Source organism: Bailinhaonella thermotolerans (genome assembly GCF_003594875.1).
GTDB classification, from domain to species: domain Bacteria; phylum Actinomycetota; class Actinomycetes; order Streptosporangiales; family Streptosporangiaceae; genus Bailinhaonella; species Bailinhaonella thermotolerans.
The window spans coordinates 309,754-333,717 of record NZ_QZEY01000005.1 but is presented as its reverse complement, the minus strand read 5'-3'; the positions used below and the strand labels follow the sequence as shown (position 1 = coordinate 333,717).

At 73.7% G+C, this 23,964-nt stretch carries 26 protein-coding genes and 1 tRNA gene; 12 read left to right on the top strand and 15 right to left on the bottom strand.

What is annotated here, in order from left to right; all coding sequences use genetic code 11:
* Window positions 1–197 precede the first annotated feature (197 nt).
* Window positions 198–434, bottom strand: a complete 237-nt coding sequence (locus tag D5H75_RS16935) for a hypothetical protein (RefSeq protein WP_119927420.1) — start codon at window positions 432–434, stop codon at window positions 198–200.
* Window positions 435–790: 356 nt separating this feature from the next.
* Window positions 791–1,429: a uracil phosphoribosyltransferase gene (gene upp, locus D5H75_RS16930; protein WP_119927419.1), complete on the bottom strand. Its 639-nt coding sequence runs from the start codon at window positions 1,427–1,429 to the stop codon at window positions 791–793.
* A gap of 61 nt (window positions 1,430–1,490) precedes the next feature.
* Between upp and D5H75_RS16925 the strand changes: the two genes are divergently transcribed.
* The 6 genes from D5H75_RS16925 (at window position 1,491) to D5H75_RS16900 (ending at window position 4,138) form a co-directional block, all read left to right on the top strand.
* On the top strand, window positions 1,491–1,760 hold the full coding sequence (locus D5H75_RS16925; protein WP_147425188.1) for a hypothetical protein: 270 nt from the start codon (window positions 1,491–1,493) through the stop codon (window positions 1,758–1,760).
* An 82-nt stretch (window positions 1,761–1,842) separates the two neighbouring features.
* Window positions 1,843–2,337 (top strand): tRNA adenosine deaminase-associated protein, encoded by a 495-nt coding sequence (locus D5H75_RS16920; RefSeq protein ID WP_119927586.1) that lies wholly within the window; start codon window positions 1,843–1,845, stop codon window positions 2,335–2,337.
* 15 nt (window positions 2,338–2,352) lie between these two features.
* A complete protein-coding gene (locus D5H75_RS16915) occupies window positions 2,353–2,844 on the top strand; it encodes a tRNA adenosine deaminase-associated protein (protein WP_119927417.1) in 492 nt (163 codons plus the stop codon).
* Entirely contained in the window at window positions 2,844–3,332 is a 489-nt protein-coding gene (gene tadA, locus D5H75_RS16910) for a tRNA adenosine(34) deaminase TadA (RefSeq protein WP_242454284.1), read from the top strand. Before D5H75_RS16915 ends, tadA begins: the two co-directional genes overlap by 1 nt.
* A 46-nt stretch (window positions 3,333–3,378) precedes the next feature.
* Window positions 3,379–3,466, top strand: a tRNA-Ser gene (locus D5H75_RS16905).
* A gap of 270 nt (window positions 3,467–3,736) precedes the next feature.
* Window positions 3,737–4,138 (top strand): hypothetical protein, encoded by a 402-nt coding sequence (locus tag D5H75_RS16900; protein WP_119927416.1) that lies wholly within the window; start codon window positions 3,737–3,739, stop codon window positions 4,136–4,138.
* A gap of 125 nt (window positions 4,139–4,263) precedes the next feature.
* On the opposite strand, the gene D5H75_RS16895 is transcribed toward D5H75_RS16900, so the two are convergent.
* Window positions 4,264–4,857, bottom strand: coding sequence for a TetR/AcrR family transcriptional regulator (locus D5H75_RS16895; protein WP_202638231.1), 594 nt, complete (start codon window positions 4,855–4,857; stop codon window positions 4,264–4,266).
* A gap of 64 nt (window positions 4,858–4,921) precedes the next feature.
* Between D5H75_RS16895 and D5H75_RS16890 the strand changes: the two genes are divergently transcribed.
* Window positions 4,922–5,320, top strand: coding sequence for a hypothetical protein (locus D5H75_RS16890; protein WP_119927415.1), 399 nt, complete (start codon window positions 4,922–4,924; stop codon window positions 5,318–5,320).
* A gap of 46 nt (window positions 5,321–5,366) precedes the next feature.
* On the opposite strand, the gene D5H75_RS16885 is transcribed toward D5H75_RS16890, so the two are convergent.
* Together D5H75_RS16885 and D5H75_RS16880 are read right to left on the bottom strand one after the other, a co-directional pair.
* The gene (locus D5H75_RS16885) at window positions 5,367–6,764 is read right to left on the bottom strand and encodes a J domain-containing protein (RefSeq protein WP_119927414.1); all 1,398 of its coding nucleotides are present in this window, start codon (window positions 6,762–6,764) and stop codon (window positions 5,367–5,369) included.
* Between the two features lie 3 nt (window positions 6,765–6,767).
* Window positions 6,768–7,490, bottom strand: coding sequence for a hypothetical protein (locus tag D5H75_RS16880; RefSeq protein ID WP_147425187.1), 723 nt, complete (start codon window positions 7,488–7,490; stop codon window positions 6,768–6,770).
* A gap of 162 nt (window positions 7,491–7,652) precedes the next feature.
* On the opposite strand from D5H75_RS16880, the gene D5H75_RS41615 reads away from it, so the two are divergent.
* The gene (locus D5H75_RS41615) at window positions 7,653–9,767 is read left to right on the top strand and encodes a serine/threonine-protein kinase (protein WP_202638230.1); all 2,115 of its coding nucleotides are present in this window, start codon (window positions 7,653–7,655) and stop codon (window positions 9,765–9,767) included.
* 114 nt (window positions 9,768–9,881) lie between these two features.
* Window positions 9,882–10,487: a hypothetical protein gene (locus tag D5H75_RS16870; RefSeq protein WP_147425186.1), complete on the top strand. Its 606-nt coding sequence runs from the start codon at window positions 9,882–9,884 to the stop codon at window positions 10,485–10,487.
* 113 nt (window positions 10,488–10,600) lie between these two features.
* Here D5H75_RS16870 and D5H75_RS16865 read toward each other — a convergent pair whose 3' ends face one another.
* From D5H75_RS16865 to D5H75_RS16835, 6 genes are all read right to left on the bottom strand, one after another.
* Window positions 10,601–10,897: a type II toxin-antitoxin system VapB family antitoxin gene (locus tag D5H75_RS16865; protein WP_119927411.1), complete on the bottom strand. Its 297-nt coding sequence runs from the start codon at window positions 10,895–10,897 to the stop codon at window positions 10,601–10,603.
* A 70-nt stretch (window positions 10,898–10,967) separates the two neighbouring features.
* Window positions 10,968–11,843: a KPN_02809 family neutral zinc metallopeptidase gene (gene ypfJ / locus D5H75_RS16860; RefSeq protein WP_119927410.1), complete on the bottom strand. Its 876-nt coding sequence runs from the start codon at window positions 11,841–11,843 to the stop codon at window positions 10,968–10,970.
* A gap of 224 nt (window positions 11,844–12,067) precedes the next feature.
* Window positions 12,068–13,021: a hypothetical protein gene (locus tag D5H75_RS16855; protein ID WP_119927409.1), complete on the bottom strand. Its 954-nt coding sequence runs from the start codon at window positions 13,019–13,021 to the stop codon at window positions 12,068–12,070.
* Window positions 13,022–13,024: 3 nt separating this feature from the next.
* Window positions 13,025–13,798, bottom strand: a complete 774-nt coding sequence (locus tag D5H75_RS16845; RefSeq protein ID WP_202638229.1) for a TetR family transcriptional regulator — start codon at window positions 13,796–13,798, stop codon at window positions 13,025–13,027.
* Window positions 13,799–13,963: 165 nt separating this feature from the next.
* On the bottom strand, window positions 13,964–15,127 hold the full coding sequence (locus tag D5H75_RS16840) for an alkene reductase (RefSeq protein ID WP_119927408.1): 1,164 nt from the start codon (window positions 15,125–15,127) through the stop codon (window positions 13,964–13,966).
* A gap of 295 nt (window positions 15,128–15,422) precedes the next feature.
* Window positions 15,423–18,794, bottom strand: a complete 3,372-nt coding sequence (locus D5H75_RS16835) for an AfsR/SARP family transcriptional regulator (RefSeq protein WP_119927407.1) — start codon at window positions 18,792–18,794, stop codon at window positions 15,423–15,425.
* 98 nt (window positions 18,795–18,892) lie between these two features.
* Between D5H75_RS16835 and D5H75_RS16830 the strand changes: the two genes are divergently transcribed.
* The gene (locus D5H75_RS16830) at window positions 18,893–19,600 is read left to right on the top strand and encodes an SDR family oxidoreductase (protein ID WP_119927406.1); all 708 of its coding nucleotides are present in this window, start codon (window positions 18,893–18,895) and stop codon (window positions 19,598–19,600) included.
* A gap of 142 nt (window positions 19,601–19,742) precedes the next feature.
* Window positions 19,743–20,951 carry an MFS transporter gene (locus tag D5H75_RS16825; protein ID WP_202638228.1) on the top strand — a complete coding sequence of 403 codons (1,209 nt, stop codon included), beginning with the start codon at window positions 19,743–19,745 and terminating at the stop codon, window positions 20,949–20,951.
* A gap of 80 nt (window positions 20,952–21,031) precedes the next feature.
* Here D5H75_RS16825 and D5H75_RS16820 read toward each other — a convergent pair whose 3' ends face one another.
* A complete protein-coding gene (locus tag D5H75_RS16820; RefSeq protein WP_119927404.1) occupies window positions 21,032–21,904 on the bottom strand; it encodes a helix-turn-helix domain-containing protein in 873 nt (290 codons plus the stop codon).
* Window positions 21,905–22,070: 166 nt separating this feature from the next.
* Here D5H75_RS16820 and D5H75_RS16815 point away from each other — a divergent pair, with 166 nt between their 5' ends.
* Window positions 22,071–22,370 (top strand): putative quinol monooxygenase, encoded by a 300-nt coding sequence (locus D5H75_RS16815; protein ID WP_119927403.1) that lies wholly within the window; start codon window positions 22,071–22,073, stop codon window positions 22,368–22,370.
* A 247-nt stretch (window positions 22,371–22,617) separates the two neighbouring features.
* Here D5H75_RS16815 and D5H75_RS16810 read toward each other — a convergent pair whose 3' ends face one another.
* From D5H75_RS16810 to D5H75_RS16800, 3 genes are all read right to left on the bottom strand, one after another.
* Window positions 22,618–23,094 carry a hypothetical protein gene (locus tag D5H75_RS16810; protein WP_119927402.1) on the bottom strand — a complete coding sequence of 159 codons (477 nt, stop codon included), beginning with the start codon at window positions 23,092–23,094 and terminating at the stop codon, window positions 22,618–22,620.
* A 92-nt stretch (window positions 23,095–23,186) separates the two neighbouring features.
* On the bottom strand, window positions 23,187–23,549 hold the full coding sequence (locus tag D5H75_RS16805) for a hypothetical protein (protein WP_119927401.1): 363 nt from the start codon (window positions 23,547–23,549) through the stop codon (window positions 23,187–23,189).
* Window positions 23,542–23,760 carry a hypothetical protein gene (locus tag D5H75_RS16800; protein ID WP_119927400.1) on the bottom strand — a complete coding sequence of 73 codons (219 nt, stop codon included), beginning with the start codon at window positions 23,758–23,760 and terminating at the stop codon, window positions 23,542–23,544. The genes D5H75_RS16805 and D5H75_RS16800 overlap by 8 nt, the downstream gene beginning before the upstream one ends.
* Window positions 23,761–23,964 lie beyond the last annotated feature (204 nt).

Sequence of the window (23,964 nt, the reverse complement as noted above, 5' to 3'; positions counted from 1 at the left end):
CGACCCCGCCCATCGCGCTCTTCACGGCCTGAGCAGCCTGTGATGGCTGGGACAGAAGGTAAAACGCCACGAAGGCTATCGCGACATACGTAAGTACCTTTTTGACTTGCACAGCCGCCTCCCGCAGCACTCACCCACTGCACCCAACGTATACATTACCCACGCCCCTCGTCGGGTAAAGCAGATTCAGGGCGTGCTCATCCGCGTTCCGTGGCGACGAGCGCCAGGACCTGGAGGTGCTTGCGCGCGATCCGTTCCACCAGATCGGGCGTCGCACCGCCCGTGACCTCGATGGCTCCGTGCCTGGCGGCGTTGACGCAGCGCACCACGGTCGGGCGCGGGTGGACTTCCGAGAACTCCGCGCACAGCGCGCCGACGACCCGGACGTAGTCGGCGCCGCCCTGGTCGGCCTCGGACTCGGCCTCGTGGTTCATGTCGCTCCTCACCGCATCCAGCCACGGGTGATCACAGCGCACAACACGCTGACAGCACACAAAGTACCCGAGAAAATACGGACTGTAACAGCGCCGACGGCAAACGCGGGCCTATGCCGGTAAAGCCTTGGTTATGGGCTTCCGCCCGTTATGGGATGCCTACTGCAAGAACCTCGCAGGTAAGAACACCTACTCCTTGCGGCTACCGCGAAACCCCCCGCCGGCCACCCCCGCCCGGCCCTCCGCGCCCCTCGAACCTCCACGGACGACGCGCATCCCATCACCCTGAGTGACCGGAACGGCGGAGCGCGGCGTCCCCGGACGGGGGCGCCGCGCTCCGGCGGAAGCGCGGAGGGTCAGACGACGCCGTAGAGGCGGTCGCCGGCGTCGCCCAGGCCGGGGACGATGTAGCCGTGCTCGTTGAGCCGCTCGTCGAGGGCGGCGGTGACGACGCGGATCGGGACGTCGACGTCCTTGAGCTCCTCGTCCATGTACGCCAGGCCCTCGGGCGCGACGAGCAGGCACAGCGCGGTCACGTCGTCGGCGCCGCGGTCGAGCAGGAGGCGGATCGCCGCGGCGAGCGTGCCGCCGGTGGCCAGCATCGGGTCGAGCACGTAGCACTGGCGGCCCGACAGGTCCTCCGGCAGCCGGGTCGCGTAGGTCTCGGCCTTCAGCGTGCCCTCGTCGCGGATCATGCCGAGGAAGCCGACCTCGGCGGTGGGCAGCAGCCGGGTCATCCCGTCGAGCATGCCGAGGCCCGCGCGCAGGATCGGCACGACCAGCGGGGCCGGGCGCGTCAGCCGTACGCCGTGGGCCTCGGTCACCGGGGTGGTGACGGTCACCGGCGCCGTGCGCACGTCCCGGGTGGCCTCGTAGGCGAGCAGGGTCACGAGCTCGTCGGCGAGACGGCGGAACGTGGGTGAATCGGTGCGCACGTCCCGCAGCGTGGTCAGCTTGTGGGCCACGAGCGGGTGGTCGACGACGAGGGTCTGCATGGGAGACAAGGGTACGCCTTTCCCGGGGTTCGCCCGGCTTCACCTGGGGAACCATCGGTTCATGGATCGACAGAGATCGGACCGGGAGGCGGCGGGGGAAGACGAGGGTCACACGACGGCCGAAGCGGCCGACGCGGCGGCGGACGTCCCGGATGAGGCCGGGGCGGCCGACGCGCCGTCGGCGGAGGCGGTGCGGGAGCGCCTGCGCCGCCGCAGCCTGTTCCTGCGCGAACTGGCGGAGGCCCGGGAACTCCGCCGCCGGGTCGCGCCCTGGCGGTCGCGACGCGCCCGCATCCACGAAGCGCTCCGCAAGCGCACCTTCCGATTTTGATCACAATTTGGCGGGTGCTCGATACGGAGGGAGGTGGTTTCTGGGACGATGAAGCACGGAGGACCACGTCGGTGGGGTGACGATGACGGATCTAGGCGCGACCGACTTCGCTGTCGTGGTCTATCGCGAGGACGAGAAGTGGGAGGCCGACCTGCTGCCGCAGGCGCTGACGGCCGACCTCGAAGGTCTCATCCACGCGCTCAGGCAGTTGCCGGGCATCGGCGGCACCATCGGCATGGTGGCCGTCGGGGACGACTTCTTCGTCGCCCTCCGGGTCTTCGGCGGCGAGGTGAGCGTCTTCCTCTCCGACATCACCGCCGCGCTCGACGACTACCCCCTCGCCCAGCAGGTCCTCGAATACCTCGACCTGCCCATCCCTGACGAAGACGACGACATCGACATGGTGCTCCCCGCCGGAGACCTGTCGATCTTCGCTGACCTCGGTCTCGACGAGATGGAGCTCGGCGCCCTCTCCGGCGACCTGGAGCTCTATCCCGACGAGGTGCTGGCCAGCATCGCGTCACGGCTGGGGTTCGCCCAGCCGTTCGAGCGCGCCTTGGACGCCGCCATCGGGTGATCGTGGGAGCCGGCAATGACGACGAGTTACAGCCGACCCGGTCAGAGCCACTACTTCGCCGCCGTGTTCTCGCGCGCAGACAAGGACTGGCGAGGCGCGGAGGTCGATCTGACCGGCGCCGGGAACATAGACGACCTGATCGACGCGGCGCATGACGCCGCCGAGGGCGACGAGCTCGCCCTGCTGTGCGTCGAGGCCGAGGACGAGTGGTTCGGCATCGTGCGCATGGAGGGCGTCGGCGATCCACGGGTCTTCCTCTCCGACGCCCGCGCGGGCTCCCTGGACCCGGTCGGCGAGCTGTTCCGCGAGCTCGCGGGCCTGCCCCCGGAGGCCGAGACCGACCTCGGCGTGCACCCGGCGGGGGACCTGGAACTCCTCGAGGACCTCGGGATCGGCTCCGACGAGCTCCTGGAGCTGAGCATGGAGGAGGGCGTCCTGCCCGCCGAGACCCTCATGGTCATCGCCGAGCGCCTGAACTTCGCCGACGAACTGGACCGCCTGCGCTGATGGCCGTCCCCGACCCGCCGTACGGCGAGAGCCCGCGCGAGCCGTACGGCATGGCCATGCGTCTCGCGCTCAGCCACGCGGCGGCGGCGGGCGACGCGGGGGACGTCCCCGTGGGCGCGGTCGTCATCGGCCCCACGGGCACGGTGATCGCGGCGGCCGGGAACGAACGCGAGGTCACCGGCGACCCCACCGCCCACGCCGAACTCCTGGCCATCCGCGCGGCGGCCCGCGAACTCGGCGAGTGGCGGCTGACCGGCTGCACCCTGGTGGTCACCCTGGAGCCCTGCACGATGTGCGCGGGCGCGGTGGTGCAGTCCCGCGTGGACCGCGTCGTGTACGGCGCGATCGACGACAAGGCGGGCGCGGTGGGCTCCCTCTGGGACGTCGTGCGCGACCGCCGCCTCAACCATCGCCCCGAAGTCCTCTCCGGCGTCCTCGCCGACGAGTGCGCCGCCCTCCTCCGCGCCTTCTTCACCGCCCGCCGCTGAGATCGAGGGGCGCGAGCACCCCTCAAGGTCGGGTAGGCTGCTCGACGGTGGAGTCGCCTAGTGGCCGAGGGCGCACGCCTCGAAAGCGTGTGAAGGGCAACCTTCCGTGGGTTCAAATCCCACCTCCACCGCCACAGCCGCAAGGCATGACGCAGGGCCGTTCCCTCCTGGGAGCGGCCCTTCGCGCTGTTCGGCCCCGGTCCGCCTCGTCCGGGCCCTCGGCGACGCGGGTGGGTCTCCTCGTGGGCGGGCCTCGGAGGGCGGGCCCGGAGCGCGGGAGGGGCCGGGCGCTTGTCAGGGGTCACGTCAGGGCGGCGACGGCCCGGTGTCAGCGGGGTTCGCGATGGTTGGTCCATGAGCGGTTCGCGAGTGCGGACCGGGACCACGCGAAGGAGCACACCGACATGTCCGTCACCCTCAACGACCAGGACCAGCAGACCCTCCGCATCGCCGCCTGGGGCGCCGTCTCGCTGATGACCGCCGCCGGGGTGGCCGGGTCTCCGCACAAGGCCGCCACCGAGGGCTCCATCGCCCTGACCTCGGCGACCGGGGTGGTCGGGCATGTGCTGGCCAAGGCCCCCAAGGGCCTGAACGCCAAGACCACCGCCGCCCTCGCCGACCTGGTGCTGCCGGCCCTGACGGAGTCCACGCGCCTGCTGAACGCCCAGGACCCGGCCGAGGCCGACAACTTCCGCCGCACCGTCCTGATCGCCGTCGAGGCCGCGACCCGCCCCCACAAGGGCGCGCCCAGCCCCACCATGGCCGAGATGGCCCGCAAGATCACCGAGTCCCTCGACGCCGCCTGAGCCGTCCGGCGCCGACCGGTCACGTGATCTCACGGCGGCCCGAACCTCGATTCCGCGTCCACCGGCGAACTCGCGGGGCCGGCCCCCACCAGGGGCCGGCCCCGCGTGCTGTCGGTGAGCCGGGGTCAGGGGCTGGTGAGGGCCTTGGTGAGGAGGTCGGCGAGGGTGGTGACGAAGGTGTCCAGGTCGCCGGTGTCGGTGTGGCGGAGGGCCAGGAGCCAGGTGAGGATCGGGCCGGTCAGCAGGGCGTGGACCGGGGTCAGGCCGGGGTGGGACGTGAGCTCGCCGCGGCGGGCGGCGCGGTCCAGGACCTCGGCGACGCAGGCGCGCTCCCGCTCCAGGAACGTGTCGCGGATGCGGGTGAGGGCGGCCTCGTCGGAACTGACGTCGGCGAACAGGCCCAGCAGGGTGGGGGCTCCGGGCGCGGACAGGCTCTCGGCGATGTCGCGGGCCAGCGCGGCGAGGTCGGCGCGGAGGGAGCCCTGGTCCGGGGGCGGCGCGATGGACATGTCGTGGACGGCGGCGGCGAAGACCATCTCCTGCTTGCCGGCGTACCGCCGGTAGATGGCCGCCTTGCCGATGCCCGCGCGCTCGGCGACCGCGTCCACGGTGATCCCGGCGTACCCCGCCTCGGCCAGCAGTTCGCGCGTGGCGCGGGTGATCGCGTGATCCACCCGGGAGTCGCGGGGGCGGCCGCCGGCTTGCTTCGGGCTGCTCATGGCGTCAGTATATGGAACCAGTAGTTCCGAAACTCGTAGTTCCATATCTGGCGAAGGAGCCGACATGGTCAAGTGGGCGGGCCGAATCATCGTCTTCCTGGGGCTGCTGCACCTCGTCACGACGGCCCTGCCGAACCTGGGCCATGTGCCGTCCTGGCTGGCGGGGGAGCTGTGGTTCCCCCGGCACGGGATCGCCGAGCTGACCCCGGCGACGGGCGCGTTCTGGCTCACGCTGGGCAGCTTCGCCGTGCCGCTGAGCCTGGTGGGCGCCCTGGTCCTGGCGATGGACCGCCGGGGCGTCGTCCCGCCCGCGTTCACCGGCTGGACGGTGGGCCTGTGGGGTACGGCGGGCGCCCTGCTCCTGGAGCCGAGCCCGTTCATCGTGGTGTGGGTCCCGGCGGCGATGCTGATCACGGCGGCCCGCCGTACGGCGCGGACGCCGGAGACCGCTCCCGCCGCCTAGCGGCCGCCGGGTGGTCCCGCCGGGCGGGGCCGTACGGCCGGCCAGGTCAATCGGCGGGTTTGAAGCGCTTGCCGCGGAAGCCGTCCTCGGGATCGAGGTGCGCCGTGAAGGTGGCGGTCAGGGAACCGGGGCGGGAGAGGGTCACCCGCCAGTCTCCGGGGAGACCGCAGCCACCGCCGCTCAGCAGCGTGGCGGTCCGGTCCTTGACCGATATGGCCACCACCGTGCAGCGCACGCCGGGGCGGTGCCGGGCGACGCCCACCCGGTCCCCGGCCGGGTCGGCGTTCCGGTCGCCGCGCTCGTCGTCGAGGAGGAGTTCCACGTCGCCCCACCGCCACCGGCCCTCCATCTGCCGGGGGATCCGCAGGCGCTCGCCCGGGTCCACCCGGCGCATCGGGACGGGGCCGGACGCGGTGCGGAGCTCGGCCGAGCCGGTCCCGGGCCGGTCGAGCCTGAAGGTGAGCGACCCGTCGGGGCACTCACCGAGGGGCTCCAAGGTCACCGTCCGGCCCTGCTGCTCCCGCACCTCGGCCGTGCTCCTGCAGGCGAGCGGAAGAACCACCACGGCCTCGTCCGCGCCCGCGCGGAGCGACAACCGGATCAGGTGCTTCTTCCGGCCGCAGCCGGATCGGGCGGGGGCGTCGAAGAAGCCGCAATCCCGGGCCGTCATCAAGCCGACTCCCCGCCACTCGCCGGCCATCTCGGCGGGGATCTTCGGGACTCTCTCCATGAGGACGACGACGCCCGCGACGATCAGGGCGGCGATGAGCAGTACGGCGAACGCGCAGCCGCACCCGGCGGAGCTCGCGGGAAGGGGCCGCGGCGTCGGAGCGACTCGCGGCGGCGGCTGGGGCGGCCCCGGGGGAGGGGCGGTCGGCGCCCAGGCGGGCAGCCCCGGGTCGGCGTCCGCCCACGGGTCGCCGGCGGGTTCGTTCCACGGGTCGCTCGCGGGTTCGTTCCACGGGTCGCGGAGCGTCCCGCCGGCGTCCTCGGGCGCGTCGCCGTAAGGGCCGCCGGTGAACGTGCGGTTCCGCCTCCAGAGATCCTCCGGCGGCTCGTGCGCCGGCCACGAGTGCGGGTCGGGGTGGTACAGGCCGGGACCGGCCTGGAACCGGGGCTCCTCGCGCCACCTGCCGAGGTCGGCCTCGCTCCACGGATCATCGACGATCTCCTCCGGCTCGGCGGCGCCGGGCCCGGCGGCGGCCTCCCGCAGGTAGGCGTCGTACTCGGCGCGGTGCCGGCGCAGCACCTCACGCGCCACGGTGAGCAGCCGGGTCCGCTCGTCGGCCGCCCTGCGCGCGATCTCGCTGGACTGCTTGTCCGGATGCCACACCTGCAATTGGGCGCGGAACGCCCGGTCGATCACGTCCGCGGTGCTGTCGGCCGGCACGCCGAGCAGGTCGTAGGCGTTCTGGCCGCGCAGGTCGCGGAAGGGGTCCCGCACGGACTACGTCCCGATCCGCTGCGCCACCTTGGCCCGGTGGCAGACGGCCCGCCAGTGCGCGTCGGCCTCGGAGTGCCCGGGAGGGATCTTCCGGCTGCCGCACAGCACGGTCACGTCCTGGCGGCCGGCCAGGTAGATCATGAACATCTCGAGGTAGTCCCGGTACCCCTCGTAGTACCAGTCGCAGTCGTGGACGGACTGGCCGGCCAGGAACGGCGCCTGCAACAGCTCCTGAGCCCGGGGCGGCAGGGTTCCGAGGACCTCGTAGGCGTCGGTGCGCAGCCCCAGGATCCGGTGGCCTCCCCCCGGCACCCAGGCCCCCGCCGGCGCGGCGGCGGCCCCCGGCGCGTGGACGATCTCGACCCGCTTGTGCGAATCGGGGTCCAGGACGTAGGCGGACACCGCGTAGACACGCCGCCCCTCGCGCACCCGGGGGCGGGCGAAGCACAGCGCGCGCTCCCCGAAGACCACCGCGTACGCGCGCCCGTAGGGATCGTCGGGCGCCTTGGCGGCGTACCAGTCCACGATCCGTCCCGCGTGCGCCTCCAGCCGCGTCTTCGCCCGCTCGCCGATGGTCTTGAGGTGGTCGTGGCGGAGCGGGCCCGGGGCCAGTTCCAGGCGACCGGCCTCGTGGATCGGCGCGGGCCCGCCGCCGCGGCGGGCGACGGCGCTCCTCCGCCTGTCCGGGACGGGCGCGGGGTCGGGGACCACGGGGAGATCGGACACGACGCGTACCTCCGGCCGGCGAGGGTTTCGCGCGTTTCCATTGTGGTCCGGATCACGTTCACTGACCAGGCGGCGCGGTCCCGCGCGCCCGTGGTCCGGGACCCACGGGTGCTGCCCGGCGCCGGTCTCGGCCGGGTTGTGAAGATCAGTACGGTAGACGGCATGGCTGACCCTCTGGAGCCCGGCGATCCCGGGCGGTTCGGCGACTACATCGTGGCGGGGCGGCTGGGCTCGGGCGGGCAGGGGATCGTCTACCTCGCGCACGCGCCCGGCGGCGAGCCCGTGGCCGTGAAGGTCCTGCTGCACGGGGACCGGGAGTCGCGGACCCGGCTGGCGCGGGAGCTCGCGGCGGTCCAGAGCGTCGCCTCGTTCTGCACCGCCCGGGTCCTCGCGTCCTCGCTCGACGGGCCCCGGCCGTACGTCGTGAGCGAGTTCGTGGACGGGCCGTCGCTGGCCGAGCGCGTGCGCGAGCGGGGGCCGGTGGCCGGCGGCGAGCTGGAGCGGCTGTTCGTGGGGACGGTGACCGCGCTGGTGGCCATCCACTCGGCGGGCGTGGTGCACCGCGACTTCAAGCCGGGGAACGTGCTGCTGGGGCCGGACGGGCCGCGCGTGGTGGACTTCGGGATCGCGCAGCGGCCCGACGTGAGCACGCTGACCTCCGGGGTGATCGGCACCCCGGCGTACCTGGCCCCGGAGCAGATCGCCGGGCATCCGGCCTCGCCCGCCTCCGACGTGTTCGCGTGGGCGGCCACGATGGTGTTCGCGGCGTCGGGGCGGTCGCCGTTCTCCGCCGAGACCATCCCGGCGGTGATCTCGCGGATCGTGGGGCACGAGCCGGACCTGGCGGCGGTGCCGCCGCAGGTGCGCGACGTGGTCGCCGGGGCCCTGGCCAAGGACCCCGCCGCCCGGCCGACCGCGCACCAGATCCTCGTCCGCCTGATCGACCCGTCCGGCCTGGCCACCGCCGGAACGGTCCCGGGCGCGGCGGGGCTCCCGGGCGCGCCCGGCGGCCCACCCGGGCTCGCGGCCGGTACGGCGGGCCCGCCGGGAAGCTCGCACGAGTTCACGGCCGGTACGGCGGGCCCGCCGGGAAGCTCGCACGAGTTCACGGCCGATACGGCGGGCGCGCAGGGCGGCTCGCACGGGTTCGCGGCCGGTACTGCCGGCGCGGCGGGCGGCTCGCGTGGGATCGCGGCCGGTACGGCGGGTGTGTCCGGGAGCGTCCCGGGTGCGCCGGTGCGACCCGGCCCGGGCGTCCCCGGGCTCCCCGGCGGCGGGCCGGGCGCGCCGACCCCGTCGTACGGCGGGCGCGGCACGGGCGACGGGCACACGGGCGACGGGCACACGGGTGGGGGGCACCCGGGCGACGGGCGCGCCGGCGTCACGAGGGAGGTCCGGCGGCGGGCGCGCGGCCGGCGGCGCGCGCTGGTGGCGTCGGCGGCGGCCGGGGCGCTGCTGGTCGCGGGCGGCGTGGTCGTGTGGGCGAACAGCGGCGGCGACGCGAACGGCCCGTCGCCGCTGGCCGGACGGTCCCCGGCGAACCAGGCGAACCAGGCGAACGAAGCGAACCAGACGAACCAGACGGACGCGGCGAAGCCGACGCCCACCCGTCCGGAGGGAGCGAACCGGACTCCCCCGGGGGTCCTGGCGGCCGACACCTTCGACCGGCAGGTCACCGGCGGCTTCGGCCGGGCCGAGACGGGTGGCGCCTGGGTGAACGGGGAGCCGGTGAGCGCCTACTCGGTGAGCGGCGGCGCCGCGCACGTCCTCATGCGAGGGGGCCCGAGCGACGGCCGGGCCTACCTCGGCGAAGTGATCGCGAAGGACACCGACATCGCGTTCGCCGTGCGGGCCGGCAAGGCGCCGCCGGCCGAGCTGTACGTCGTCGCGGTCCCGCGCCGGGTGGACGCCGGCGGCCTCTACAAGGCCGTGGTGACGCTCGCGCCCGGCGGCGCCGTCACGCTCCAACTGGAGCACGTGGACACCGCCGGCGAGCGGACGGTCATCGCCGCGTGGCGCACGGTGCCCGGAGTGGCCTCGACGGGGAGGCTCCGCGTCCGCGCGCAGGCGGTCGGGTCGGGGCCGACCACGCTGCGCGCCAAGGTCTGGGCCGACGGGACGCCCGAACCGGCCTGGCAGGCGACCGGGAAGGACGGCGCCCGCGGCATGCAGGCCGCCGGTTATCCGGGCATCGGCCTGCACCTCGACCGGAAGGCCGGGGACTCCGCGCTCAAGGTGAGCCTGGACGAGGTGAAGGTGAGCAAGCCGCGCGGATAGGGTCTTACCGCCGGGCTTGAATTCTTCTTGACAGCCGTCGGGGTGAATGTTTCGGTATTCAGACCGTGTGATTTCCTGCCGTCTGATTCCCGCCGAGCGGGAGGTGTGGTCTTCATGGCCGACGTGAGACGCCGGAGAAAGCGGCTCCTCGCCGCGGCGGCCGCGGTGCTTCCGCTGTTCGCGCTCGCCCCCACGACCGCCGCGCACTCGGCCGCGTCGCAGGACCGGCACTGCGTGGCGCACCTGTCGCAGGGCGCTGCGAGATCGGCCGTGACCTGCTACGACACGTTCCCCAAGGCGATCGCCGACGCGACGGCCGGCCGGGTGGCCAACGCCCCGGCGGACGCGGCGGCGGCGGCGCGCGACTCCGGTTTCGCCAGGCGGCTCAACGCGGCGGCCGACAAGAAGGGAAACGCCCAGGCGCTGGCCGCCGCCGAGACGGTGATCGGCATCGAATTCGAGCACCGCGATTTCCGCGGGACGTCGCTGGCCGTGGTGGCTCCGCACGGTTGCGAGTCCGGCACGGTCTGGGACTTCGGAAATCTCGGCGGCACCGAATGGAACGACCGCTTCTCCTCGTTCGCGACGTTCTCCGGCTGCCGCGCCCGCCACTGGGAGGACGCCGGACTTGAGGGAGCGCTCCGCGACTACCTGCCGAGCACCGCTTACATCGGCCGCGCCATGAACGACGAGACCTCCTCCATCCAGTGGAGGCGCTGACCGCCCCCGCGAAGCCGTGGAGTGCTGACCGCCCGCGCGAAGCCCGTACGGCGAGGCGGTGCGGACGGGCCCGCAGGCTCAGGCCGTACGGCGGGCGAAGGGAAAGGGGCGGGTCAGGCGTCGAGTTCCAGGACGCGGGCGTGCAGGACGGAGCGCTGGTGCAGGGCCGAGCGCAGCGCCCGGTGCAGGCCGTCCTCCAGGTAGAGCTCGCCGTGCCACTGCACGACGTGCGGGAACAGGTCGCCGTAGAACGTGGAGTCGCGGGCGAGCAGGGAGTGCAGGTCGAGAACGGCCTTCGTCGTGATCAGCTCGTCCAGCCGGACCTGCCGGGGCGGGATGCGCGCCCAGTCCCGGGAGGACAGGCCGTGCTCCGGATAGGGCCGCTCGTCGCCGACAGACTTGAAGATCACGCGCCCATTTTAGAAGAGAAATCGGACACGCGCCCGCCTCATGGACATCTCCCCTGGTCGGGCGGGTATGTCAGATGGCGCCCGAGAAGGTGTCGCAGCGGGCCGGGTCGCCGCTCTCGTAGCCCGTCGTGAACCATTTCGTCCGCTGTTCGGACGTGCCGTGCGTGAACGCCTCGGGGTCCACGCGCCCGCGCGCCCGCTCCTGGATCCGGTCGTCGCCCACGGCCGCCGCCGCGTCCAGCGCCTCCTGGATGTCCTGCCTCGTGAACGGCTGGGCGTAGAACCCGGTGTTCACGGCGTTCTTCGTCCACACCCCGGCGTAGCAGTCGGCCTGGAGCTCCAGCCGCACGGACCCGCTGGTGGGGCCCTCCCGGTCGTTGCCGACCTGGTTCATCGTGCCGAGGAGGTTCTGCACGTGGTGGCCGTACTCGTGCGCGATCACGTACGCCTGCGCGAACGGCCCGCCCTTGGCGCCGAACTGGCTCTGGAGCTCGTCGAAGAACCCCAGGTCCAGATAGACGCGCTGGTCGCCGGGGCAGTAGAACGGCCCGACCGCAGAGGTGGCCGTCCCGCAGGCGGTCTGCACCTGCTGCTGGAAGAGCCGCGTCCTGGCCTGGGTGTACGCCTCGCGGCCGCGCCGCTCGAACGCGCCCTCCCAGTACTCCTGGATGCTGTTCACCACGCCCACGACCCGGCACTCCTCGACCTGGTCGGCGTCGGCCCCGGTGCGGCACCGCTGCGACAGGTTCGAGGTCGGCTGGACCCCGCTCGGGGTGTCCCGCCCGAGCATGTCGCCCGGGTTCACGCCGAAGATCAGCGCCGCGATGAGCGCGATGATCCCCGCCGCGCCGCCCCCGATGGCCAGCCCGCCACCGGGGATCCGGCTGCCACCACCACCGGTCTCCACCTGCGAGGCGTCGAGGTTCGCCTCGTCCCTGAAGTCCATTCACGGCCTCCCCGCCGGACCCCTGCCGACGTTCGCGACCGTTCCCCGTCAGCCGCCCGCTAACCGCCGCCCCGCCCGGCCCGCCCCTCTTTCACCCGGAATATCCTGCGGGAACGCCCAAGCCGGCACCCTCTCCCGGTAACGCCGGGACCGCCCGCGGACCACGCCCCGGGCCGTACGGCGAGGGCCCGCCGCCCCTGACGGAGACCGGGCGGCGGGTCGAATCAAGGGGTGCGGTGGGCGGCGGCGTAGCGGGCGGCCATGGCGTGGAAGACCTCGCGCGGTTCCCAGCGGGTCTCGTCGCGCATGGTGACGACGCCGTAGGAGCCGAGATCGGCGGGACCGAACCGGGTGAAACCGGCGAAGGTGAACCACAGCGCCGTGTCCACGCCCTCCTCCTCGAAGACGTCGAGGAGTGCGCCCAGGTAGCGGACCTGCTCGTCCTCGTCGGGGACGGCGCCTTCCGGGACGTTCCAGGCCATGCCGCCCAGGTCCGACGCGCCCGCGTAGGGGCAGGTGCCGAACTCGGTCACCGCGACCGGCTTCCCGTGCCGGAAGTGGCCGCGCATCTCGTCGCGGAAGCCCGCCGCGTTGTAGGCGGCCCGGTAGGCGTCCACGCCGACGATGTCGAACGGCGTCCAGTCGATCCACTCCCACGGCCCCGAGGCGTACGTGACGCGGCCGCCGAACTCGCCCCTGACTAGGCTCACGGCCTCCGCGAGGAACCCGTTCAGCCGCTCGATCACCGGGCCCAGGGAGCTCCACCACTCCAGGTCAGCGGTGGCCATCGCGGTCATCCGGTCGGCATACGTCTCACCGGGGATGAACCCGGTCCCGAACGCGCTGATCTCGCAGCCGGTCACGAAGACCACCTCGGCCCCGCTTCGCCGTACGGCCTCGGCCCGCCGCGCGCAGTCGGCGAACACCTCGGCCATCGCCTCCGCGTCCAGGTCCACGGGGAACGGCGCGAACCACACCTCCAGGCCGGCCTCCGCCGCGATCCCGGCCGCGAGCGACAGCCGCTCCGGCTCACGCCCCGACACGCGCACCACGTCGCAGTGCAGGGTGTTCGCGATGACGTCCATGTCCCGCCGCACGTCGGCCGGGTCGAACACCCTCCGCGAGATCCCGTCTCCCGGCAGGAACCCGGTGTCGTAGTTGATCCCCAGCGCCCGCATCGCTCACCGCTCCGATCCGTCTTCCGAAAGCTCCGGCAGGTCCGAAGGCTCCGGAAGCTCCGGCAGGTCCGAAGGCTCCGGAAGCTCCGGCAGCTCCGGCGTTTCCCCCCGATCCGGCCGCTCCCGCCGCTGCGGCGGCTCCGGGAGTCCGCGTTCCTCCGGTGACTCCCGCTCCCGCGGCCGTTGTGCCGGCAGGCCGTGCTCCAGCAGGTCGAACGCCACTTCCACATCCCGGGCCAGGCCGCGGCCCGCCTCCTCGACCGGCGCGCCGTCCGCGAGCCGGCGGAAGAAGCCCTCCTGAAGCGTCAGCACGACGGCCGCGATCTGCGCCGCCGCGAACTCGGCGACCCGCGCGTCCCACTCCTCGGCCAGCGCCCGGGCCAGCTCCCGCCGCTGCCGGTAGAGCAGCGCGTTGGCCGCCTCGGAGAGCGCCGGGCTCGCGAAGATCACCTTCATCCGCGCGACCAGGGCCGCCGGGTCCTCGACGACGGGTGCGGCGGCGAAGGCGCGATAGTGCTCCCGCAGCGCCCCGGCGGGGGAGGTCCCGGCCCGCCGGCCCGTCACGACGCCGGCCAGATCCTCGCCGCCCACCCCGTCGAGGACCAGCGCCTCCTTCGACGGGAAGTACTTGAACAGGGTCACCTTCGCCACCCCGGCGGCCTCCGCCACCTCGTTCACGGTCACCGCGTCGAACCCTCGCTCGGTGAACAACCGCAGCGCCACCTCGGCGATCCGCCGCCGAGCCAACTCCTTCTTCCGCTCCCGCAACCCCGTCATGCCGCCACGCTAAACCTGAACCCGGTACGAAAGCAAACCCGGTTCAGTTTTAGCGAGGCGGCAGGTCAGGTCGTCGGTACGGCTCTCGCGAGCTCGCGCGGTCCCGGACTCGCGGATTCCCGGACTCGTGGAGTCCCCGGGCTCGTGGAGTCCCCGGGCTCGCGGTCAGGCGAGGGCGGGTTCGAGCCGGGCGGGCGCGGAGTCGCCGGTGAGGACGGGGTAGTCGGTGTAGCCGATCTCCGTGCCGCCGTACCAGTGCTCTTCCCTGATGGCGTTGAGGGGCGCGCCGGCGAGGAGGCGGGCGGGGAGGTCGGGGTTGGCCAGGAAGGCGCGGCCCAGGGCGACGAGGTCGGCGCCCGCGGCCAGCAGGGCCTCGATCTCGGGGCGGCCGCCGTCGGACGGAAGCCGGCCGGGCCAGGGGAGGCGCGGGTTGGTGATGAGGGCGGCCGGCCACAGGGCGCGGATCCGGTGGAAGAGGTCGCTGCCGGGGTCGGCGAAGACCACGTGGAGGTACGCCAGGCCCTCATCGGCCAGCTCGCCGACCAGGGCCGGGTAGACGGCCTCGACGTCGTCCTCCTGCATCGCGTTGGCGGTGACGCCGGGGGCGATGCGCAGGCCCACCCGCTCTGGGCCGATCTCGGCGGCCACCGCGCGGACCACCTCCAGGGCGAAGCGGATCCGGTTGACCACCGCGCCGCCGTACTCGTCGGTGCGCCGGTTGGTGTGGTTCGACAGGAACTGGTGGATCAGGTAGCCGTTCGCGCCGTGGACCTCCACGCCGTCGAAGCCGGCCTCGATCGCGTTGCGGGCGGCGGCCGCGAAGTCCTCGACCGTCCGCCGGATCTCGTCGGTGGTCATCTCGCGCGGGACCACCGTGTCCCGCGAACCCGCCGGAGTGTGGATCGTGCCCGGCAACGCGATCGGCGAGGGCGCGACCGGGTGAAGGCCGGTCGTCTCGGGGTGGCCGATGCGCCCGCCGTGCTGAAGCTGGAGGTAGAGGCGGCCCCCCGCCTCGTGCACCGCGTCCGTCACCTGCCGCCAGCCCGCCACCTGCTCCTTCGTGTAGATGCCGGGGATGTTGGGATACGTCTGGCCCACGAGGTTCGGCGTCGTCGCCTCCGCGATGATCAGTCCCGCCGAGGCCCGCTGCGCGTAGTACTCGGCCATCAGGGCGCCGGGCACCCCGTCCGCCGAGGCCCGGTTCCGCGTCATCGGCGCCATCACCAGCCGGTTCTCCAGCCGCAGCGCCCCGACCCTGACCGGCTCGAACACCCGTCCCGCGATCCCCCCGCCGAAGCCCCCGACCTCGACGTCCGCGTACTCGCTCATCTCGCACTCCTGTCGTGTGATCTCAGTCCCGGGTGACTCCCGCCGACACGGATCACACTCCCTCCCCCCGCTTCGGCCCCCCTGACGCCCCGCTGACGCCCCCGCCCGTACGGCTGTCGCCCCCGCCCGTACGGCTGACGCCCCTGGTGCCGTACGGCTGTCGCCCGGCGCGTGCCGCCGGGCTGCTGCCCGTGTGAAACCGGTCCCCTCCTCGCCCGTGATCTTGCGATTCCGCGCCTACGCCGACTCCACGGCACGCGTCAGGTGGTGTCGGGCCGGGTGCGGAATCGCAAGATCACGGGAGGTCTTCGGGAAGGCGTTCGCCGGGGGAGAGGTACGCCTCGGCGAGGTCCGCCGCTTCGGCGGCGGGGAGCGCGGCGCCCTCGCGGAAGGACGCGGCGAAGGAGTCAGACCCCAGCACGGCGGTCGCGGCGGCGGTGACGCGGTCCACGTCGCGGCGTTCGCCCGGGGGGAGCGGGGCGCCCACGCCGCGCCGGGCGGCGTCGGCGGCCCCGAGGAGGAGCGCCGCGAGCTCGGCGCCGGACCGTGACCCGGCGAGGGTCTCGGGCCCGGCGAGGGCGGCGGCGCCGGCCAGGCCCTCCAGGGAGAGGGCGAGGGCGCGGGGCTCGGCGATGGCGCGGGCGACCCGCAGGCTCAGGAGGTGGTGGGCCGCGGCCCCGTCCCGGTCGCCGCGCAGCTCGTGGATGAAGCCGAGCTCGGCGTGACGGAGATGGTCGCCCGCGGGCGAGGAGATGGCGGCGTAATGATCGCGGATGTGCGCCAGGTGCCGTTCGGCCGCGTCGAGGTCGCCGGAACGTCGGGCGCCCAGCGCCAGGCCCATCACCGCGTGGACCTCGCCGTAGACGTAGCCCTGCTCGACCGCCAGCCGCCGGGCGCGCTCGTGCAGGTCGCTGGCGCGGTCCCAGTCGCGGGCGAGGAGGGCCAGGCGGCCGAGGCCGGACAGGCGGGCCGAGACCTCCGTCTCCAGGCCGAGTTCGCGAGCGATGCGCAGCCCGTCGTGGTGGCGGCGCTCGGCCTCCTCGTAGTCGCCGAGGATCTCGGCGCGGGCGGCCAGCGGCTGCACGGTCTGGAGCTCGCCCCAGCGGTCTCCCAGCTCGCGGAAGAGCTCGGCGGCGCGCGGCCCGTCCCGCTCGACGGTCCGCAGGTCGCCCCGGACCAGCGCCTGGGTCGCCCGCAGCGCCAGCGCCGCCGCCGTCCCCCAGGCGTCCCCGGCGAACAGGTCGAGCGCGCGTGCGTTGATCTCCTCGCTGCCCGCGGGGTCCCCGGCGGAGAACAGCCCGTAGGCGTACAGCCACACCGCCCGCCCCCGCCGCAGCGGGTCGGCGATCCCGTCCTGCGGGCAGTCACCGGTCGTGGTCCGGTCGCCGGTGATCAGCGCGAACGCGTTGTGCAGCACCCGGAGCTCGGCCGCGTCGGGCACGATGCCGAGCACCGCCGCGAGCGCCCGGCGGGCCTCGGTGAGCCGCCCGCGCAGCAGCCACCACCAGGAGAGCGCGCTCGCCAGCCGTACGGCGTGGCCGGGGTCCGCCCGCCGCAGCGCCTCGTCGAGGGCCGAGCGCAGGTTGGCGGAGTCGGCGTCGAGCCGGGCGAGCCAGGCGCGCTGGCCGCCGTCCCGCAGGTGCGGCTCGGCGCGTTCGGCCAGGTCGAGGTAGTAGCGCAGGTGCCGGTCGCGGACCCCGGCCAGGTCCTCCATCTCGTGCAGGCGCTCCATCGCGTACGCCGCGACGGACTCCAGCAGCCGGTACCTCGGCCCCGCGGGCCCGTCCACCATGACCACGAGCGAGCGGTCCACGAGCCGGGTGACCAGGTCGAGCACCTCCTCGCGGGCCACCCCGTCGCCCGCGCACACGGCCTCGGCCGCGTCCAGCGAGCATCCGTCGTCGTGCACGGCGAGCCGCCGCAGCACGATCCGCTCCGGCGCGCTGAGCAGCTCCCAGCTCCAGTCGATCATCGCCCGCAGCGTCTGCTGCCGCGCGGGCGCGCCCCGCCGCCCGGCCGTGAGCACCCGGAACCGGTCGCCGAGCCGCGCCGCCAGCTCCCGCGCGCCCAGCGTCCGCATCCGCGTGGCCGCCAGCTCCAGCGCCAGCGGGATCCCGTCCAGCCGCCGGCAGATCTCCTCGACGGCCTCCCGGTCGTCGTCCAGCGAGAACCCGGGCGCCGCGGCGGCCGCCCGCTCGGCGAACAGCCGTACGGCGTCGGCGGGCGGCAGCGGCTCCACGGGGAAGACGGTCTCGCCCTCCAGGCACAGCGGCTCCTGGCTGGTGGCCAGCACCCGGACCTCCGGCGCGGCCCGCAGCACCCGCTCGGCCAGCTCCGCCGCCGCCTCGATCACGTGTTCGCAGTTGTCCAGCACGAGCAGCGCCCGCCGGTCGCGCAGCGCCGCCGAGAGCCGTTCCGCGGGCGGCACGGGCGCGGCGAGGCCGCTCACCCCCGAGGGCGCGTCCTCGCGGATCCCGAGCACGGCGGCGACCACCTGGGCCAGCTCGTCGATCCCGCCGCGCTGTCCCGCGAGCTCGACCAGCCAGACTCCGTCGGGGAACCCCTCCCCGGCCATCCGCGAGGCCGCCTCCATCGCGAGCCGCGTCTTGCCCACGCCGCCGGGCCCCGCGAGCGTGACGATCCGCGCCCGCCGCAGCGACTCCCGCACCTCGCCGACCGCCCGCTCCCGCCCCACCAGCCCGCTCAGCGCGACGGGCAGGTTCGACCGGCCCCTGCCCCCTCCGGAGCCCCCCGCCGCCGCCTCCTTCCCAGGCTCGCCCGCCTGGGGCCGTACGGCGTCCGCCCGGGGCGATGTCACCTCGGGCCGTACGGCGTCCGCCGCGTCCGCCTGGGGCCGTACGGGATCGGGTGCGGGAAGCGCCGAGGGCGCGGCGCCGGCCGCGACGTGCCCTGCCGCGGGGGCGCGGTGGGGCGGGGTGAGGGATTCGTCCTGGCGGAGGATGGCCTCGTGGAGGGCCGTCAGGGCCGGACCGGGGTCGAGGCCCAGCTCGTCGGCGAGGCGGTCGCGGAGGTCGGCGAAGGAGGCCAGCGCCTCGGACTGGCGGCCGGCCAGGTAGAGGGCGCGCATGTGGACGGCGCGCAGGCGCTCGCGCAGCGGGTACCGGGTCACCAGGTCCGCGAGCTCGCCGGTCAGCAGGGTCAGCTCGCCGGCCTCCAGCCGGGCCTCGGCCTGCTCCTCCAGCACGGCGAGGCGCTGCTCGGTCAGGCGGTGCACGGCGGCGCGGGCGAACTCCTCGTCCGCGAAGTCGGCGTACGCGGGGCCGCGCCAGAGCGCCAGGGCCCGGGTGAGGTGTTCGGCGCGGGCGGCCGGGTCTTCCAGCAGGCGGGCCTCGCTCACCAGGGAGTGGAAAAGCCGCGCGTCCACCTCGGCGTCGTCCAGGCGGAGCAGGTAACCCCCGGGCCGGAAGAGCACGCGATCGCGGCCGAGGGCGCGGCGGAGCTGGGAGACCTTGGCCTGCAGGGCGTTGGCGGGGTTCCCCGGCGGCTCGTCGCCCCACAGGTCGTCCACGAGGCGGTCGGCGGAGACGGGGCGGCCCTCGTGGACCAGCAGGTCGGCGAGGAGCGCCCGGACCTTGGCCTCGCGCACGCGGATCGGCTCTCCGTCGGCGTCCCACGCCGCCAGTGGACCCAGCACCCCGAACCGCATGGACAAACCGTACACATGCCTCATCAGTGAACCGTCAGCCCCTCCGAAGCCCCTCGGGTCACCGTGATCCCGGAACCGGACATCGGAGGGAGCGGACAGTGGCCAGGTACTCGGGGAAGCGAGCCGTGATCCTCGGCGGTACGGCGGGCATCGGCCTGGCGATCGCCAAGCGGCTCGTGGAAGGCGGCGCGGAGGTGTCGCTGACCGGCGACGACCCCGCGCGCGCCGCCGCCGAGCTCGGCTCCTCCTGCGCCCACGTCGCCGGTCCCGACCCCGTGGGCCCGGCGGAGGGCCGCGCGCTGGCCGCCGCCGTCGGGGAGCGGTTCGGCCGGGTGGACTACCTGTTCGTCAACACCTCCGTCGGGCTGCCCGCGCCCACCGAGGAGGTCACCGAGGCGGAGTACGACGAGCAGTTCGCGCTCAACACCAAGGGCGCGTACTTCGCCGTGCAGGCCCTCCTCCCGCTGATCGGGCACGGCGGCGCGATCGTCTTCACCACCTGCGCCGAGCACCTGCCCGGGCTGGGCGTCTACGCCATGACCAAGTCCGCGTTGTGGTCGTTCGCGCAGTCGCTGTCGGCCGAGCTCCTCGACCGGGGGATCCGGGTCAACGCCGTCGCCCCCGGCTCCATCGCCGGCGTCCCCCTGCCGCCGGAGGACCGCGCGGGCGACAGCCGTACGCCCATGGGGCGCAGCGGCTCGGCGGAGGAGGTGGCGCGGGCGGCCCTGTTCCTCGCCGCCGACGCCACGTTCACGACCGGCGCGCGGCTGCCCGTGGACGGCGGTCTCGCCCGGTTCGGTCCCTGACCGGCAGTTCCCGGGTCACCCGCCCCGGTTCACCCGCCCTGGCCGGCACGCCCTGGTTCACCCGTCGCCCTGATCCGCACGTCTCCCTGATCCACACGTCTCCCTGATTCGCATGTCTCGCCGAGATTCTGGAGATTTCGCCATGAGTAGCACCTTGCAGGCTGAAGCGCCCCCGCGCCCGGACCGGAAGCTGCCGATGTCCGCGCTGCTGGCCCTGAGCACGGCCGTCTTCATCACCAGCCTGACCGAGACCCTGCCCGCCGGCGTGCTGCCCGGCATGAGCGCCGACCTGGGCGTCAGCGAGTCCGCGACCGGCCAGACCGTGACGATCTACGCGATCGGGACGGCCCTCACCGCGATCCCGCTGACCGCCGCCACGTCCGGCTGGCGGCGCAAGCGCCTCCTGCTGACCGCGATGGCGGGCTTCGCCGTGGCCAACACGGTCACCGCGGTCTCCTCGAACTACCTGCTGACGATGGGAGCGCGGTTCGTCGCCGGGGTGGCCGCGGGCCTGGCCTGGGCGCTGCTGGCCGGGTACGCCCGCCGCATGGCCCCCGTCCACCTCCAGGGCAGGGCCATCGCGATCGCCATGGCCGGGATCCCGATCGCGCTGTCCCTCGGCGTGCCCGCGGGCACCTTCGTCGGCCAGGTCCTCGGCTGGCAGGCCGCCTTCTGGATCATGACCGGGCTCACCGTCGTCCTGCTCGCGTGGATAACCGCGGCCGTGCCCGACTACCCGGGGCAGACCGCCCAGGGCAGGCCGCCCATGCTGCGCGCGCTCGCCGTGCCCGGAGTGACCCCGGTCCTGTTCGTCACCCTGGTCTTCGTCCTGGCCCACACCATCCTGTACGCCTACGTCGCCGCCTTCCTGGACCGGATCGGCATGGGCGGCTCCACCGACCTGGTCCTCCTGGTCTTCGGCATCGCGTCCCTGGCGAGCATCTGGATCGTCGGCGCCCAGATCAACCGGCACCTGCGCGCCCTCACCATCGCCGCGACCGTCCTGGTCGGCGCGGCGGCGGCCGGCCTCGCGCTGCTGTCCGGCAGCCCCGCGGCCGTCTACCTGACCGCGGCCCTGTGGGGCCTGGGCTGGGGCGGCGTCCCCACCCTCCTCCAGACGGCGGCCGGAGACGCGGGCGGCGAGTCCGCCGACGCCGCGCAGGCCATGCTCGTCACCCTCTGGAACGTCGCGATGGCCGGCGGTGGAGTCGTCGGCGGCGTCCTCCTCGACGCCCTCGGCCCGATGGCCCTCCCCTGGAGCGTCCCGGTCCTGGCGATCCCGGTCCTCCTGGTCGTCCTGGCCGCCCGCGCCCACGCCTTCCCGTCCCACCGCCCCTCCCTGACCCCCTAGGCGTACGGCACGGCGGCCCACTCCGGGAGGCGTACGGGCGAACCGGCGCCTCCCGGAGCCGCATGCCCGGCGGCCCGGGCTCAGGCGCGGGCGGGGGTCTGGGGGGCGGCCGCGTCAGGCGTGGGGGCGGCGAGGCTGGCCAGCAGGTGGAGGCTGGTCGCGGCGTCGGAGCCGACGGGGGCGCTGTAGATCATCATCGTCATGTCGGGGTCGTCGGGGGCGCGCATGGCGACGTAGTCCAGGGCGAGTTCGCCGAGCCGGGGGTGGGCGAAGCGCTTGCGGCCGCGCGTCTTGCCGCGGACGTTGTGGTCGGCCCACAGCCGGCGGAAGTCGGCGCTGTGCAGGGACAGCTCGCCCACCAGCGTGGCGAGCGCCGGGTCGTCGGGGTGACGCCCGGCGTCGAAGCGCAGGTTGGAGACCGTGTCACGGGCCTTGGTCTCCCAGTCGGGGTAGAGGTCCCTGGCCGCCTCGTCGAGGAAGACCAGGCGCGCCATGTTGCGCTCGGCGGCGGGGAGGGCGGGGAAGTCGGCGATCAGCCGCCGCGCGAGCTCGTTCCAGGCCAGGATGTCCAGGCGGCGCCCGACGATGTAGGCGGGGACACCGGTGAGGGCGTCCAGGGCCTGGCGGAGTTCGGCGCCGACCCGTTGCGGGCGGGCGGGGCGTCTGCGGGCGGCCGGGGGCTTGGCGAGGTTGTGCAGGTGCTCGCGCTCGTCGGGGTCGAGGCGGAGCGCGGTGGCGACCGCGTCCAGCACGTCGGGAGACACGTTGCGGGCCCGGCCCTGTTCCAGCCGGGTGTAGTAGTCGACGCTCACCCCGGCCAGCAGCGCCAGCTCCTCCCGGCGCAGGCCCGGCACCCGCCGCTGCCCACCGAAGTTGCCCGCCGCGCCCTCCTCGGGGCTCAGCCGGGCACGCCGGCTCTTGAGGAACTCACTGAGCTGCTGTTCGCGGTCCATGACCTCCAGTATCGGCGGCCGGCGTCATGCCCTGCCTGGTCCTGTCAGACCCAGGCAGGCCGGGCCCCGGCCGAACAGAGCTCTGGGTGTCGCCGAGCCGGCCTCGCAAGATGGACCTCGTTCGAGAGCACGAACACCGACATCGAGCACAGTCAGGAGCCCCACCATGTCGAGCACCCTCACCATCGTCGCCGGTTTCGTCGCCAAGCCCGGCCAGGAGCAGCGGCTGCGCGACGAGCTGAACGCCATGATCGCCCCCTCCCTCGCCGAGGAGGGCTGCGTCGCCTACCAGCCCTACACCGACCCGAACCGCCCCGACCGCATGATCATCGTCGAGGAGTGGGCCGACGCCGCGGCCCTGGAGTACCACTTCTCCCTGCCCCACTTCGAGCGGATCGCCAAGGTCCTGGACGAGATCCTCGCCGAGCCCTTCACCCTCCGCCGCCTGACCGACGCCCCCGCCTGACCGACGCCCCCAGACCTCGCCGGAGGCCGGGAACGGCGAGAGCCCGCGGAAGAGAAGTCCGAGAACGACAGGCACCGAGCCGGAAAAGACCGAGGGCCCGGATCGTGGGTAAGCGATCCGGGCCCTCGGATGTCGTCTCCTCGCGGATCCCCCAGCGCGGCGCATCCCACCGCCGCGCCGTCGCCCACCCGCACCCGCGCGAAGGGCGTCAGCCCCCGGCGGCGTGGGGCCTCCGCGAAGCCGGGGCCTACAGCCCCGTCATCTTGATCGCGATCTCGTACTCGTAGTACGTCTCGTCGTAGCCGGAGAGGATCTCCCGGTAGATGTGGTCCTGCCCCCTGGAGAGGGTGGCGCACGTGCCGCCGTACGCGGAGATCGCGCCGTAGCTCGTGCCGCTCCCGAGGATGGGCGGGGTGACCTCGCGCAGGGCGAAGGACTCGATCCCGGTGGTGCCGATCGTGGTGCTCACGTTGTCGAAGTGGACCGGGTCCGCGTCGTCGCGGGCCCGCATCCCGACCCAGCCGTTGGGATAGAAGTAGCTGTCGACCAGAAGCTGGAACTCGTCCCTGCCGTCGGATTCGCCCACGTTGACCGCGTCGAGGTCGTAGAGCGTCACCCGGCACGTCGTGGACCTGGCCGCCGCGCCGGCCGCAGGCGCTGACGCCACTGTGCCGACGAGCGCCGCCACCAGGGCGAGCACGGAGACCACCTTCGAAGAGCGCATGCCGTACCTCCTTCGCTGGACCACACTCCGCGAACCCCGCGAAGCGCCCCCAGAGTGCGAGGCCCATCGTTAACGCTCCATGAGTCCCCAGGTCAGCCCCCCGTCTGTTCACTGGGGATGTAGCGGAGCTCGGCCGGCCGGCCATCTCGGCTGAGGGTGACGACTTCGTAGGTTGCGGTCGGTGCCGCGGGACCGGGCCGCAGGACTTGCGTGACTTGGTGACCGAGTTCGTTGATGCCGTAGCCGGTCCGCCCGGAGAGTGGGCCGTCGAGGTTGATCGTGGCGCAGAAACCGGTCGGTGGCAGGCGCACCACCCGGTCGAGCCGGTACCGCGCCAGAAGCTCGGCGTCGGTCGTGCCGGGGGCGACAAGGACGGACTCGTCGTTGGGAAGGATCAGCAATAGGCGGTCACCGGTCAGTGGCCGGGAGCCCAGGACGGCGAAACGCTCAGCCACGAGCCTTCCTCCACTCGTCCAGATCAAGATATGTCTGGGATGAGGTACCTGGGATGAGAGATCGGCTGACGCTGACATAGACCTCGCCGTAGGTGGTGCCCAATCGCCACAGCGCGAACTGATCAAGGTCATGCTCGCCGTACCTGCGGAGCAGATCCACAAGGGTGTGGAACTCGTGGTCCGACAGGGGGCCGACATCATCCTCGCTCATGCGATCAATCCTTGCCCAGCAACGGATGATCTTGGGTGTCTCGCCTCCCCAGGTCGGCGTAGATACGCAACTCGAACCCCTCCTCCGGAGGAACCACCCGACCAGGGAAGCCCTTCAGTCGCTCTTTACGAGCTCTGGGAGTCTGCGGCTAGACAGACACCAGGACATGCGGGTCAAGCCCTCCATGCCCCCTCTGAGCGGCGC